Origin of the sequence: Kitasatospora misakiensis (assembly GCF_042656005.1) — a bacterium.
GTDB lineage: Bacteria > Actinomycetota > Actinomycetes > Streptomycetales > Streptomycetaceae > Kitasatospora > Kitasatospora misakiensis.
Window position 1 is genome coordinate 21,280 of sequence record NZ_JBHSOF010000045.1, and the last position, 14,008, is coordinate 35,287.

Below are 14,008 nucleotides of genomic sequence, written 5' to 3' on the forward strand. Positions count from 1 at the left end.
CAATGACCCTGTCAGATTTGGCGAATGTCCAAATCGAAGCGCTTCGACAGTGCCATGAAATCGAGGGGGGCTCGCGTCGCGCTGCTGTTCGGTCCGCTGCGCGACGCGCGGCCACCGCTCCTTGCCGCGCTGGTCGGGCTCCTCGTCGTCCAGGCGGCCCTGCCGGCCGCCACCGCGCTGGCCACCGCGACCCTGGTGTCCAGGGTGCAGAGCAATCCGGGCGCGGACCTCTTCGACGCCACCCTGGTGCCCCTCGGCGCGTTCGGCGCCCTCCTGCTGATCGGGCACGTCATGGGGGCGCTGACCGCGCCGCTGGAGCACCTCGCCGCCATGCGCATCGACGTGGCGCACCGGAGCAGGGTCCTGCGGCTCACCACCATGAGCCCCACCATCGAGGCGCTGGAGACGCCGGAGGTGCAGCGGCTGATCCGCCGCGCCCGCGCCCAACCGGCCAACTGGACCGAGCGCACCCCGGCCGACGGCGCGCTGGGACGCCTGCGCCGCCTCGCCTCGCTGCTCGGCCTGGCCGGCGCCTGCGCGGTGCTGGCGCAGTACGTGTGGTGGGCTGCCCCCGTCGTACTGGTACCCGGAGCGGTCAACCAGTACCTGCGCCACCGCCAGGCGACCGCCTTCACGGACGTGTGGCGCAAGGGCGTCGAGCACGGACGGCACGCCGAGGCCTGGGTGGAGGGCCTCACCGCCGTCGGCCCCAGCATGGAGCTGCGGGTCTTCGGCTTCGGCGAGTGGATGGTCGACCGCGTCCAGCAGCACCTGCGGGCGATGTTCGAGCCCACCTGGGAGATGTCCCGCAAACTGCTGCGCAACGAGTGGAGCCAGTTCCTGCTGATCGGCACCCCGCTGGTCGTCGTGTACCTCGTGGTGAGCCGGGACGCGGCGCGCGGCGCGCTAGGCGTCTCGGCGCTCACCGCGGTGCTGACCGCCTCCTGGTCGCTCGTGCAGTCGCTCGGCTACAGCGAGGACGTCCGCAACATCCGCGCCGCCACCGAGGGCATGCTGGCCTACCACCAACTGCGGGACGTCCTGGGCCCGCAGGCCGCCGAGGCGGAGACCGTCCCGGCGCCCCGCTCCGAACGGCCCGCCGGGCCGGCGCTGGTCGCCTTCGAGGACGTCTCCTTCACCTACCCGGGCACCGAGCGGACCGTGCTGAAGGGCCTGAACCTGGAGATCAGGCCGGGCGAACTGCTGGCCGTGGTGGGACTCAACGGCGCGGGCAAGTCCACCATGATCAAGCTGCTGGCCGGCCTCTACCGGCCCACCGGGGGCCGGATCACGGCCGACGGGACCGACATCGCCGACCTGGGCGCCGCCGGCTGGCGCGAGCACGTCTCGGTCGTCTTCCAGGACTTCGTCAAGTACCGGCTCTCGGCGGCCGACAACGTCGCGCTCGGGAACGCCACCGTGCCCGTCGACCGGGCCGCCCTGGACACCGCCGCGAAGGAGTCGGGCTTCGACGCGGTGCTGGAGCGGCTGCCGGACGGCTGGGACACCCCGCTCTCCCGCACCCGGACCGGCGGGGTCGACCTCTCCGGCGGTCAGTGGCAGCAGGCCGTCCTCGCCCGCGCCTTGTACGCCGTGCACACCGGCGCCGGCCTGCTGGTCCTCGACGAACCCACCGCGCACCTCGACGTGCGCACCGAGTTCGAGGTCTTCAACCGGCTCGCGGAGCACCGCGGCCGGGCCGGCGTGGTGCTGATCTCGCACCGGCTCTCCACCGTCCGCCAGGCCGACCGCATCGTGCTCCTCGACGGCGGGCGGATCACCGAGGCCGGCACCCACGACGAACTCATCGCCCTCGGTGGCCGGTACGCCGGTCTCTTCGCCATCCAGGCCGAGCGGTTCCGGCTCGGCTACGACGACCTCGCGGACGAAAGCGAACTCCGGTGACCCTGAACGCGAAGCAACCCGAAGACCGAGCGACCGCACGGGAGTACGCGGGGCTCGCCCGCGACCTGTTCGCCGTCTCCTACCGCCGCGCGCCGGGGCTGACGGTCGCCGTCCTGCTCACCCAGGCGCTGTCCCTGGTGACGGTCGCCGGCATCGCCCTGACCCTGCGCGCCGCCATCAACGGCGCGATCCGCGGCGACACCGGTGCCGCCGTCGCCGGGGCGGTCGGCGCCGCCCTCGTCTACGCCGCCACCGCCGTCCTCAACGACCTCGGCTTCAACGTCCGGGGCCGGCTCGTCGACAAGGTCGCGGTGTTGGACCTGCCGGCCTCGATCACCCGGGACATCGCCCTGCTGGAGGGTCTGGAGCACGTCGAGCGCAGCGACTTCCTGGACCGGGTGAACATCGTCCTCACCGCCCCCTGGGGCATCGTCAACGGCTTCTGGTCGGCGGTCACCGCCGTCTTCGGCGTGCTCCAACTCGGGGTGTCACTCCTGCTGTTGGGCACGGTGAGCCCCTGGCTGACGCTGCTGCTCCTGTTCGCCGCCGCCCCGCTCTGGTTCGACCGGCAGGGCCAGCGCCACGCCACCCGGGCGGAGACCGAGACGGCGGAGGCGACGCGTCTCCAGCGGCATCTCTTCGACACCGCGTCGGAGGCGGCGGCCGCCAAGGAGATCCGGGTCGCCGGCTCCGGCGCCGAGCTGGTCCGCCGCCACGCCGCCCTCTGGGAGGAGGCCGCCGCCGTCCGGTTCCGGGCGCAACTGCGCGCCGCCGCCTGGCAGGTGAGCGGCTGGACGCTCTTCACCGCCGGCTTCGTGGCCGCCCTGGCCGTCGTCATCCACCGCACCGCGAGCGGACACGGCTCACCCGGCGACGTCGTCCTCGCCATCACCGTCGCGTCCACCCTGCGCGGTTCGGTCGAGGCCGCCGTCGGCCGCACGACGGAGTCGGTGGCCGCCCAGCGCCTCGTCGAGCCCTACCTCTGGCTTCAGCGCTTCGTCGCCGAACGGCGCACCGACGGCTCCGGCGGGCTCGCGACGCCGGCCCGGCTCACCGAGGGCATCGCCTTCGAGAAGGTCGGCTACCGGTATCCCGGGACCGACCGGTTCGCCCTGGAGGAGCTGAGCTTCACCATCCCGGCCGGGTCGGTCGTCGCGGTCGTCGGCGAGTACGGCTCCGGCAAGACCACCCTGGTCAAGCTGCTCAACCGGTTCTACCGGCCGGACTCGGGCCGGATCAGCGTCGACGGGGTGGACCTCGCCGACTACGACGGCGCCGGCTGGCACGCCCGCACCAGCGCCGCGTTCCAGGACTTCGGGCGCTACCACACCGTCTTCTCCGAGACCGTCGGCCTGGGCGACCTGCCGCACCTCGACGACCGCGAGCGCATCACCGAGGCCGTGCGCGAGGCCGAGGCCACCGGCTTCGTCGACCTCCTGCCGCAGGGCCTGGACACCCGGCTCGGCCGCGCCCTGGGCGGTGTGGACCTCTCCGAGGGGCAGTGGCAGAAGACCGCCCTGGCACGGGCGACCATGCGCCGCGAGCCGCTGCTGTTCGTCCTGGACGAGCCCACGGCCTCCCTGGACGCCCCCAGCGAACAGGAGATCTTCCAGCGTCAGATGGCCCGGGCCCGCGAGCTGGCGGAACGCACCGGGGCGATCACGGTCATCGTCTCGCACCGCTTCTCGACCGTCACCGGCGCCGACCTGATCCTGGTGCTGGACCGGGGGCGCCTGGAGGACATCGGCTCGCACCAGGAACTCCTGGCCCGAGGGGGCCGCTACGCCGAGCTCTACGGCATCCAGGCGACGGCCTACGCCGAATCCTGAGCCGCTTGATTCTGAGCCTTTGCGGTGCAGGTCTGCGGAAAGGGAGGAACCCCGGCCGGGGTGGGAACGGTCGGGGTTCCTCGGTTCGATGGGTGGTCGGTCAGCGGGTGGGGCTACCGGCGCCGTGGAGCGGTCGTCCACGGGCCGGCTGGCAGCACTCGGTCGCGATCACCGGGGGTCGGGCGGGTCAGCGCTGGAGGGTGAGCAGGCCCGGCCGCCAGGGCAGCTGGTCGTAGGGGCCGCCGGCGTTGGGGTTCTTGCCCTGGTAGAGCAGCTGCAGGTTGCAGGGGTCGATGGTCATGGTCTGGTCGGGGTTGCTGCGGACCAGGTCACCGTGGCTGATGTCGTTGGTCCAGTTGGCGCCGCTGTTGGCCTTGCCGGCGAAGGGCCGGCTCTCGGTGGCGGCCTGCGGGGTCCAGTTGCCGTTCAGGCTGGTGGCGGTGAAGGAGCGGAAGTAGCGGCCGCCGGAGCCCTGGGCCTCGACGATCATGAGGTACTGGTTCTGGTCCTTGACCTTGTAGACCTGCGGCGCCTCGAAGAGGTTGGCCACGGTGTCGGTCATGATCGTGGTGTACGAGGAGCCGAAGCTGCTCGGGAAGTTCCCGATCGGCATGCTCGCCCGGTAGATGTTGCCGTTGTCACCGGCGAAGAACAGGTACATGTTCTGGCCGTCGGCGATCAGGGTCTGGTCGATCGGGCCGGTACCGGAGTTGGGGATGCTGCCGGTGAACAGCGGCTGCGGCGCGGACCAGCCGTTGGGGTTGGTCGGGTCGCTGGAGGTGCGGTAGATGAAGGGCCACTGGCCCCACTGGTAGGCCAGCACCCAGATGTTCTTGGGCGCGAAGTAGAACAGGGTGGGCGCCACCGCGGCCTGGTTCATCCCGCTCTGCCCGGTCGACGCCATGTCCGACCAGTTGGTGAAGGGGTTGAACATCATCGAGCCGTACGAGGATCCCGACACGTTCGACGCGTAGACCAGGTGCTTGCCGTTGTACACGACATCGGTGAAGTCCTTCACCGAGACCCACCCGTTCGCCGGGTTGGCCAGCGAACCCGTGGAGGACCACTTGTAGGTCGACGGGAGGGCGCAGGTGCCGGGGTTCGGGTTCGACGACAGGCCGGACCACTTCTGGTTGCTGTTCTGGTTGCACGTCCAGATCTGCACCGCCGAGCCGTTGGCTGTGGCGGCGCCCGAGACGTCCAGGCACAGCCCGGACTCGACGCCGACGATCGTGCCGTCGGAGTTGACCCGCCACTGCTGGTTGGCGCCGCCGGTGCAGCTCCAGATCTGCACCCGGGTACCGGCCGTGGTGGCGTGGTTCGGGACGTCCAGACACTTGTTGCCGTACACGGTCAGCTGGTTGTCGTTCGTCAGCGTCCACTGCTGGTTGCTGCCGGTCCCGCAGTCGTAGATCTGCAGCTGCGCGCCGTCGGTCTGGCTGACGTTCACCACATCGAGGCAGCGCCCCGAACCCGTGCCGCGCAGCGTGCCGGTGCCGGCCGCCTGGGCCGGGCCGGCGACGAGCAGTGCCGCCAGCACGGCCACGGCCGCGAGTACGGCGGTGAGCAGCGCGGACACGTGTCCGCGACTGGAACTTCGCATGCGCATGGAGACCTCCGTTGGGTGGATGGAGCTGTCACATGGGGTTTGTTAGCGCTAACAAAACTGCGAGCGCCAACCTTCGCGCGCCCCTTGAGCGCACGCGTTCGGACGCGGCCACGTCCCGGTGGCCGCTGTGGGCCGGTGCGTCGGTCAGCTCATGCGGCAGGAGCCGTGCTGCAGGAGCCGTTCAGCTCGTGCTGCAGGAGACCGTCGGCCAGGTGGTGCTGCCGTTCTTCATGATGGTCATGCCCCAGTTGTTGCCCGCGCCGTTGGGGGTCGCGACGAGGGTCTGGGCGTCGGGGTACGAGGTGTTGACGTTCCAGGTCGAGCCGACCTTCTCCGGGGCGGGGACCTTCACGGTCACCTTCCAGGCGCTCGATCCGGTGACCGAGACGTTCAGGTTGTAGCGGTCGCTCCACGAGTCGCCGGCGGAGAGCGTCGCGGTGCAGCCGCCGCCGCCACCGCCACCGGTGGTGCCCAGCGTGATGTTGGAGCTGCCGCTGCTCTGGTAGCCCTCGGTGGCCATGATCTCGTAGTTCATGGTGCCGAGGTTCATGCCGGACCTCGCCCAGGCGTCGAAGTGGTTGCCGACGGTGATGGTTCCGCCGGTCCGCTTGTCGACCCGGACGCTCCAGTACTGGTTGAAGGTCTTGATGCCCTCGATGGAGGGGGCGTTGTAGCGCGTCGTCTCGTAGATCTCGTAGGTGCCGCCGTCGGTCGTGACGGTGCCCTTGTACCGGCCGGTGGGCTTGTAGGAGCCGTAGTTCTCGACGACGTAGTACTCGACGAGCGGGTTGGTGGTCCAGCCGTAGAGCGCCAGGTAGGCGTTGCCGTTGGTGCTCCACGAACCCGAGTAGGACACCGGGTTGCGGGAGCCGGTGCGCCAGCCCTTGCCCGAGACGAAGTTGCCGGCGTTGCTCCATGAAGTGCTGTAGTTCGAGCCGCCGTTCATGGTCATCGAGGCCGCGCCGGTGCCCTCGGTCCAGAACGAGTAGAAGTACCCGCCGTCGGTGCCGGTCTGGTTGGTGGTCACGGTCGCGGCCTCGGCGGTACCGGGCAGGAGCAGGACGGCCGCGAAGGCCGGTGCGAGGACGCGCGTCATGCCGAGGACCCGGGAGGCGCGGCCGGTCCTGCGGTTCCTGGGGAGGGAGGAGTTCACGATGGTGATCCGTCCTGCTGATGGGGGGTGTGGGGGTGGCGGCAGCCCCGCGTCATCGCCGGCCGTGAAAGGGGGCGGCCGGACGGCGTCGCGAGGCGGCGCGCGGATCGACTCGTCGTCAACACCGGCGGTGCCGAGCCCGGTTGGTGAACACGGCCCGGATCCAAGGCCGTTCGGACTTGTCGACGGCGACAGTGTTGGCCTGCACCCAACAGGCTGTCAACACTTTCGACAGGAACAGCGACAGATTCGCTCGCCCCTGAGTTCCCCCCTGCCGGTGAACGGGCTGTTCAGACGGCCGAAACTCGACGGCACTCCGGAGGGCTTGACCATAACCTTGCCGATTCCCCGACGATCCCCCCTCGGCGAGGGCGAAACTTTCGCCAAAGCGGCGGCGAAAGTTTCGCCGAGGCCCGTGCCGCGCTCCAGGTGCCCCCGCCGGGTCGGTGCACCGACGCGGACGGTCAACTCGCCAGCGGGAACTCGCACCAGACGTTCTTGCCGCTGCCGAGCGGCTCCACGCCCCAGCTCCCGCTGAGGGCGTCCACCAGCAGCAGGCCGCGGCCGGAGGTGGCGGTCTCGCCGGGCGTCCGGCGGCGCGGCAGGACGCTGGAGCGGTCCTGGACCTCCAGGCGGACGCACGGGGTGGTCCCGGCCCGCAGTTCGATGGTGAGCAGCGCGCCCCCGTCGGTGTGGACCAGGGCGTTGGTGACCAGCTCGTCCGCGGTGAGTTCGATGTCGGACACGAGGTCGGCCGCACCCCACGCGGCCAGCGCCTGGCGGAGCATGGCCCGGGTCTCCGCCAGCCCCTCCGGATCGGCCTGGTGGACGTGCTGGGTCATCTGCCGGGTGGTGTGGGTGCCGGGTACCGCCGTGCGGTGCAGGAGCAGGAGCGCCACGTCGTCGCTGCTGCCGAGGCGGCTCGGGTGGCCGCCGCAGAGGTGGTCGGCGAGCGCCTCGGTGTCGAGCGGGCCGGCGCGCATGTCGGCGGCGAGGGCTTCGAGGCCGTCCGCGATGTCCCGACCGGGGTGTTCGACCATCCCGTCGGTGCACAGCAGCAGGGTGTCCGCGGGGCCGAGGTCGAGCCGGGTCTCGGGGTAGTCGTCCTGGCCGAACACCGTGGCCACGCCGAGCGGCAGGCCGCCGCGGACGGCGATCCAGCCGGTCCGGCCGGTGCCGCGCCGGACGAGCGGTTCGAGGTGGCCGGCCCGCACCAGGCGCAGGGTGCCGGTCTCCAGGTCGGCGTCGACGTAGAGGCAGGTGGCGGACCGCTCGGTGTCGAGCTCGGCGAGGAACCCGGAGGCGCGGGCCATGACCGTGGCGGGCGTGTGCCCCTCGGTGGCGTAGGCCCGCAGGGCGATCCTCAACTGGCCCATGATGGCGGCCGCGTGGCTGTCGTGCCCCTCCACGTCGCCGACCACCAGGCCCACCCGCCGGCCCGGCAGGGGGATGACGTCGTACCAGTCCCCGCCCACCTCGCGTCCGCTGCGACTGGCGCGGTAGCGGACGGCCACCTCGCCGCCGTTGATCTCGGGGATGCGGCGCGGCAGCATGGTGGTCTGGAGCGTGGTCGCGAACTCGCGCTCCTGGTCGAAGAGCATGGCGCGTTGCAGGGACTGCGCGACCGCGCTGCTGAGCGCGATGCAGATGTTCCGGTCCTCGGTGCTGAAGTGGTGCCGGTCCCGGTAGAACAGGCCCAGCGCGCCGATCGAGCGGCCCTGGGCGGCCAGCGGCAGGAAGGCCGCCGCCTCGACCCGCATCTCCTCGACGTAGGGCAGCAGGCGGGGGTAGCGGCTGGTGAGCTCCTCCCTGGTGCTGACGAACCGCGCGCGCCGGGTGAGCGCGGCCTCGGACAGCGGGAGCCCGTCCTCCAGGTAGGTCAGCGAGAGGTCGTCCCGGGCCCTGAGCTCCGCCGACGGCTGCTCGGTCACGGCGACGAGGCGCATGACGCCCCCGTCCACCAGCCCGAGGGCGAGCCCGTCCGCCCCGAAGCGTCGCAGCCCCTCGCTGTCGGTGAGCACGTTGGTCACGTCGCCTACGGTGACGGCGCGGGCGAGGGCCTCGGTGGTGGCGCGTACGGAGTCGGTCTGGCGGCGCCGGTCGGCGGCGAGGGTGCGCATCCCCTCGGCGTGGGCCAGCTCCTCCTCGGCGTTGCGGACGATGCCGACGATCCGGTACGGGTGCCCCTGCGGGTCGCGCAGGACGCGCCCCTGGGTGTGGGCCCAGCGCAGCGTCCCGTCGCGGCAGACCAGGCGGAAGTAGGCCGCGAAGGTCAGGTGTCCCTCCTGCAGCGCGAGCGACACGGCCCGGTCGAGCCGTTCACTGTCCGTCGGCACCGCGCGCGCGGAGAGTGACTCGGGCCTCCCGTCGAACTCGTCGGCCCGGAGGTCGAACACTTCCAGGCCCACGTCGTCGAGGTGGTAGGTGCCCCGGTCGAGGTCCCAGTCGAAGCTGCCCATGCCGTTGAGCGCCAGCCGGTCGTTGGCCGCGGTCGGCTCGCTGCCACCGGGAGGGTCCGACGGCGGCGGGGCGGCACGGACGTACACGGCGCGGGTGATTCCGGGGCCGTGGCCGCCCGGAGGCCTGGACGTGTTCGCCATGGCGGGGCTCCCGTCCGATCGATGGCCCGCCGCCGGATCGTCCGCGACCGGATCGTCCGCGACCGGCTTGCCGCCGTCGCGCGGTCGCGGAGAGTGGCGTGCACGTGCGACACGGAGGCGCCCGAGTGCTCCGCCGCACGCGCCGGGACCTTTCCTGGAACGCCTGGTCAGTCTATCCACGGGTCGACGGCTCGGCATCGACGCGCGGGCAGTGCCCCAGGCGGGGGCCCGCCCCGTTCAGGACTGGGGCGAGGACGGGCTGAGCGCCCCGGGGCGGGCCCGGCGCTGCTCCGTGATCCGGGTGAGCGTCTCCAGCGGCCGGGTGAGCACCTCGGAGAACGCCAGCTCGGCCGCGCCGATCAGGACGGCGTCACCGCCGAGCTCGCTGACCCGCAAGCGCAGGTTCTCCCGCACCGCCGCCAGCGCGTTGGTGTTGATCCGGCTGCGCACCTGGGCGGCGGATCCGAGGAAGACGTCCCGCAGGGTGCCGCCGAGGACGACCAGGTCCGGGTTGAGGAGGTTGACGAGGTTCGCGATACCGATGCCGAGCCAGTCGCCGACGCGGTGCAGGGCCGCCCGCGCGGTGACGTCCCCGTGGTCGGCGGCGACGACCACCGACCGTACGGCTTCGGCCCCGAGGTGCTGGCCGTCCCGGCCGGCGGCCTCCAGGAGGGCGCGCTCACCCGCCTCGGCCTCCAGGCAGCCGTGGGCGCCGCAGCCGCACGGCCGGCCCTGGTACGGGTTGACGGTCATGTGGCCGATCTCGCCGGCGTAGCCGCGCTCGCCGTGCAGGAGTTCACCGTCGGTGATGACGCCGGCGCCGATCCCGGTCTCGCCGTGCAGGTAGACGAGGTTCTGGCTGCCGCGGCCGATGCCGCGCCGGTGCTCGGCGAGCGCGCCGAGGTTGGCCTCGTTCGCGACGAGGACCGGGAGGTTCAGGCGGAGCCGGTCGGCGAAGGCGCCGGCGAAGTCGACGTCCTTCCAGCCCATGTTGGGGGTGAGGGTGACCAGCCCGTCGGGCTGGCGGACGATGCCGCGCACCGCGACGCCGACGCCGACGCACCAGCTGCCGGCCGGTGCGCGGGCGAGCATCTCGTGGGCGAATTCCGCCAGGATCGCGGCCACCCGCGCGGGGTCCTGCGGATGCCCGGCGGGCCAGGGGCACTCGCGCCGGTCCAGGAACACGCCGCCGAGCCCGATCAGGGCCGCCGCCAGGCGCTCCACGCCGAGGTCCACCGCCAGGACGTGCACGCGGGTGGACTCCGGCTTGACGACCAGCGAGGGCCGCCCGGCCCGGCCGGTCTCCTGCGGCAGCTCCTCGCGGACCAGGCCCGCCGCCGACAGGTCGCCGACCAGGCCCAGGATGGTGCTGCGGTTGAGGCCGAGCCGGGTCGCCAGGACGGCTCGCGAGGTGGGCCCGTCGAAGTGGACGTGGCGCAGCAGGATGCCCAGGTTGTGCTGGCGGACCTCTTCCTGGGAAGGACCGGCTTTCATGGCTGGCGACTCTCATCGTTGGGCTGAGCGGCGGCGGGACAAGGCGTCCACACCGGCGGCCACCAGCAGAACCGATCCCGTGACAGCGTACTTGACGCCCGAGGAGTACCCCATCAGGCCCATGCCGTTCTGGATCACCGCGACGACCAGGCCGCCGAGCACGGCGTCGACGACGCGTCCGCGTCCGCCGAACAGGCTGGTGCCGCCGATGACGGCGCTGCCGACGGCGAGCAACAGGACGTTGCTGCCACCGGTGTTGGGGTCCACGGAGTTGCCCCGGGAGGCGGCGATGATGCCGCCGACGGCCGCCAGGCAGGAGCAGATGACGAAGGCGGCGATGCGGATGAAGGCGACGTTGATGCCGGCCCGGCGGGCGGCTTCGGGGCTGCCGCCCACGGCGTAGATGTGCAGGCCGAAGCCGGTCCGCTGGAGGGCGAAGGTCCCGAGCAGGAGGAGGGCCCCGATCACGGGCACGACGAGCGGCACCCCCTTGAGGGAGCTGACGATGACGTTGCGGCTGCGCTCCTGGTTGAGCAGGTACACGGCGGTGCCGCCGAGCGCGACGACGGCGCCGGTCCGGACGGCGAGGAGCGCCACCGGGGTGCCGGCGAGGCCCCGGGCGCGCCGGTCGCGGCTGCGGCGCAGCTGCAGGGCGGCGTACCCGGCGACGCAGCCGGCCAGCAGGACCCAGCCGAGCACGGGGCTGAGGTTGTCGTTCGCGATGGCCAGGATGGTCGGGTCCTTGACGGAGACGTTGGTGCCCTCCTTCAGCAGGATCAGGACGACGCCCTGGAAGCCGAGGAACGCGGCCAGTGTCACCACGAAGGAGGGGATGCCGACCTTGGCGACGAGTGTGCCGATGAGCAGGCCGATGACCGCGCCGGTCAGCATGGCGGCGGCCACCGCGGCGTACCAGGGCCAGCCGTGGTTGGTCAGCAGGATGGCCAGGACCGCGGCGCAGACCCCGCTGGCGTAGCCGGCCGACAGGTCGATCTCGCCGAGGAGCAGGACGAAGACCAGTCCCATCGCGATGGCGATGCTGCCCGCGCTCTGGGTGAGCAGGTTGGCGAAGTTCAGGTTGGAGAGGAAGACCGGGCGCAGGACGGCGAAGAACACGCAGAGGACGAGCAGGCCGGCGACGGCGGGAAGGGCGCCGAGCTCGCCGGCGCGGATCTGTTCGAGGTACCGGCGGCCGACCTCGCCCAGGCCTCCGGCCTGGGGCCGGCCTTCCCCGGCGTCGGTGGGCGGGTTCGGTCCCTCGGGCTTCCGGGGGGCGAGGGCGGCGGTCATACGGCGGCTCCCTTGGGTGCGGTCTGAGGGCCCAGGTTGCCGCTGCGGCCCGAGGTGATCAGTTCGACGACTTGGGCGTGCGTCACGTCGGTGGCCTTGACCTGGGCGGCCATCCGCCCGAGGTAGAGCGCGGCGATCCGGTCGGAGACCGCGAAGACGTCGTTCATGTTGTGGGAGATGAGCACGACGGCCAGGCCGTTGTCGGCCAGCCGGCGGACGAGTTCCAGGACCTGCGCGGTCTGGGCGACGCCCAGGGCCGCGGTGGGCTCGTCGAGGACCACGAGCTTGCTGTTCCACAGCACGGCCTTGGCGATGGCGACGGTCTGGCGCTGGCCGCCGGAGAGGCTGGAGACCTTCTGGCGAAGGGACTTGACCGTGCGCACGGAGAGGCTGCGGAGCGTCGCGGCGGCCATCTCCTCCATGGTCGAGTCGTCGAGCACCAGGCCGCGGCGCTTCTCCCGGCCCAGGAACATGTTCTGCACGATGTCGAGGTTGTCGCAGAGCGCGAGGTCCTGGTAGACGATCTCCACGCCGAGCGCGGCGGCGTCGCGCGGGCTGTGCACCTGGACCGGCCGGCCTTCGAAGAGGTAGTCGCCCGCGTCGATGGGGTGGATCCCGCCGACGCACTTGACCAGCGTCGACTTGCCCGCGCCGTTGTCGCCGACGAGCGCGGTGACCTCCCCCGCGTAGGCGCTGAGCGCGACGTCGTGCAGGACCTGTACGGGACCGAAGCTCTTGTCGATCCCGCGCAGCTCGAGAGTCGGTGTCTCTGTCATGGGTGAGGCTCCTGGGGATTGGCGGGGTGGGCCCCGGCCGCCGGGGGGTCTCCGGAGGACCGGGGCGGTCTCCGGCGGCCGGGGCCACTGGTACGGCTGAGCCCTCGCGCTACTTGATGCCGGCTACTTGATGCCGGCCTGCGCGCACAGCGCTTCGTAGTCGGGGGTGCACAGCTGCGCCTTGGTGACGTAGCCGTCGGCGATGACGCTCTGGATGTCGTTCTTGAAGATGGCCTGGGGGGTCAGCAGCACCGACGGGACGTCACGGTTGCCCGTCGGGTCGTGTTCGGTGGCGGTGGTCTCGCCCTTCTTGCCGTTGGCCAGCGCGACCGCGAGGGCCGACACCGCGTCGGCCTCCTTCTTCACCGCCTTGTAGACGGTCATGCACTGGTCGCCGGAGAGGATGTTCTGCAGGCCCTCCAGCGAGGCGTCCTGGCCGGTGATCGGCACCTGCCCGTTGCGGTGGTTCTTGCGGAGCACGGCGATGGCCGAGGTGGCCAGGGTGTCGTTGGCGGCGAGCACCCCGGCGATGTTCGGCTGGCTGGTGTACATCTGCTCGAAGATGGTCTGCGCCTGGGGGCCCTCCCAGTTGGGCACCGACTGGTTGGGGCCCTTGGTGTACTCCCCGGAGGCGAACAGCGGGTCCAGCACGCTGTTGTAGCCCTTGGCGAACAGGGTGGCGTTGTTGTCCGTCGGCGAGCCGTTGAGCTCGGCGACGACGGGGTTCTTGGCGCCCGCCTCGCTCAGACACTTCGTCAGGCCCTGCCCCTGGAGCTTGCCGACCTGGACGTTGTCGAAGCTGACGTAGTACTGGGCGGAGCCGCCGAGGGTGAGCCGGTCGTAGTCGATGGTGGCCACGCCCTGGGACTTGGCCTTGTCGAGGACGGCCTTGCCGGTGCCGCTGTCGAGGTTGACGATGATCAGCACGTTCACGCCGTTGGTGATCATCTGGTCGGCGATCGTCTGGAACGCCTGCTTGTCGGCCTCGGCGTTCTGGATGTCGTAGTCCACACCGGCGGCCTTGAAGGCCGCCGCGAGGTACGGCCGGTCCGCGCCCTCCCAGCGGACGGAGGACTTGCTGTCCGGCAGGATCACGCCGATCTTCGGCTTCTTGCCACCCGCCGAGCCGGCCCCCGAGCCGGAGTCGGAGGAGGAAGAGGAGGAGCAGGCGGTGACCGTGGTGAGCAGGGCCGCTGAGGCGGCGGCGGTGACGAACAGGAGCCCCTTGCGCATGGACAGGGTCCTTTCGAGGCGTGTCCGAGCTGTGCCGGACGTGCGGGGTCTGACTGATGAAGGGTGGGGACGGGCACGAACACGAAGCGGGGGAAAGCAGCCGGCCCGCTGTTTGTTGC

The 14,008-nt window shown here is 71.6% G+C and carries 9 protein-coding genes; 2 read left to right on the forward strand and 7 right to left on the reverse strand.

All coding sequences use genetic code 11. From position 1 onward, the window contains the following. The first annotated feature begins 54 nt into the window (after window positions 1–54). Both ACFP3U_RS27835 and ACFP3U_RS27840 read left to right on the forward strand, forming a co-directional pair. A complete protein-coding gene (locus ACFP3U_RS27835; protein ID WP_380228458.1) occupies window positions 55–1,905 on the forward strand; it encodes an ABC transporter ATP-binding protein in 1,851 nt (616 codons plus the stop codon). Further along, window positions 1,902–3,734 carry an ABC transporter ATP-binding protein gene (locus tag ACFP3U_RS27840; protein WP_380228459.1) on the forward strand — a complete coding sequence of 611 codons (1,833 nt, stop codon included), beginning with the start codon at window positions 1,902–1,904 and terminating at the stop codon, window positions 3,732–3,734. Before ACFP3U_RS27835 ends, ACFP3U_RS27840 begins: the two co-directional genes overlap by 4 nt. Window positions 3,735–3,921: 187 nt before the next feature. Here ACFP3U_RS27840 and ACFP3U_RS27845 read toward each other — a convergent pair whose 3' ends face one another. The 7 genes from ACFP3U_RS27845 to ACFP3U_RS27875 form a co-directional block, all read right to left on the reverse strand. Continuing rightward, window positions 3,922–5,343 carry a non-reducing end alpha-L-arabinofuranosidase family hydrolase gene (locus ACFP3U_RS27845; protein ID WP_380228460.1) on the reverse strand — a complete coding sequence of 474 codons (1,422 nt, stop codon included), beginning with the start codon at window positions 5,341–5,343 and terminating at the stop codon, window positions 3,922–3,924. A gap of 181 nt (window positions 5,344–5,524) precedes the next feature. Continuing rightward, complete coding sequence (locus tag ACFP3U_RS27850; RefSeq protein WP_380228490.1) at window positions 5,525–6,439, reverse strand: glycoside hydrolase family 11 protein; 915 nt, start codon at window positions 6,437–6,439, stop codon at window positions 5,525–5,527. A 521-nt stretch (window positions 6,440–6,960) separates the two neighbouring features. Next, on the reverse strand, window positions 6,961–9,096 hold the full coding sequence (locus tag ACFP3U_RS27855) for a SpoIIE family protein phosphatase (protein WP_380228461.1): 2,136 nt from the start codon (window positions 9,094–9,096) through the stop codon (window positions 6,961–6,963). Window positions 9,097–9,333: 237 nt separating this feature from the next. Further along, on the reverse strand, window positions 9,334–10,590 hold the full coding sequence (locus ACFP3U_RS27860; protein ID WP_380228462.1) for an ROK family protein: 1,257 nt from the start codon (window positions 10,588–10,590) through the stop codon (window positions 9,334–9,336). Window positions 10,591–10,602: 12 nt separating this feature from the next. Then, window positions 10,603–11,880: a sugar ABC transporter permease gene (locus ACFP3U_RS27865; protein WP_380228463.1), complete on the reverse strand. Its 1,278-nt coding sequence runs from the start codon at window positions 11,878–11,880 to the stop codon at window positions 10,603–10,605. Further along, window positions 11,877–12,656, reverse strand: coding sequence for an ATP-binding cassette domain-containing protein (locus ACFP3U_RS27870; RefSeq protein ID WP_380228464.1), 780 nt, complete (start codon window positions 12,654–12,656; stop codon window positions 11,877–11,879). Before ACFP3U_RS27870 ends, ACFP3U_RS27865 begins: the two co-directional genes overlap by 4 nt. Window positions 12,657–12,779: 123 nt before the next feature. Further along, window positions 12,780–13,889 (reverse strand): sugar ABC transporter substrate-binding protein, encoded by a 1,110-nt coding sequence (locus ACFP3U_RS27875; RefSeq protein WP_380228465.1) that lies wholly within the window; start codon window positions 13,887–13,889, stop codon window positions 12,780–12,782. Between the last annotated feature and the right edge of the window lie 119 nt (window positions 13,890–14,008).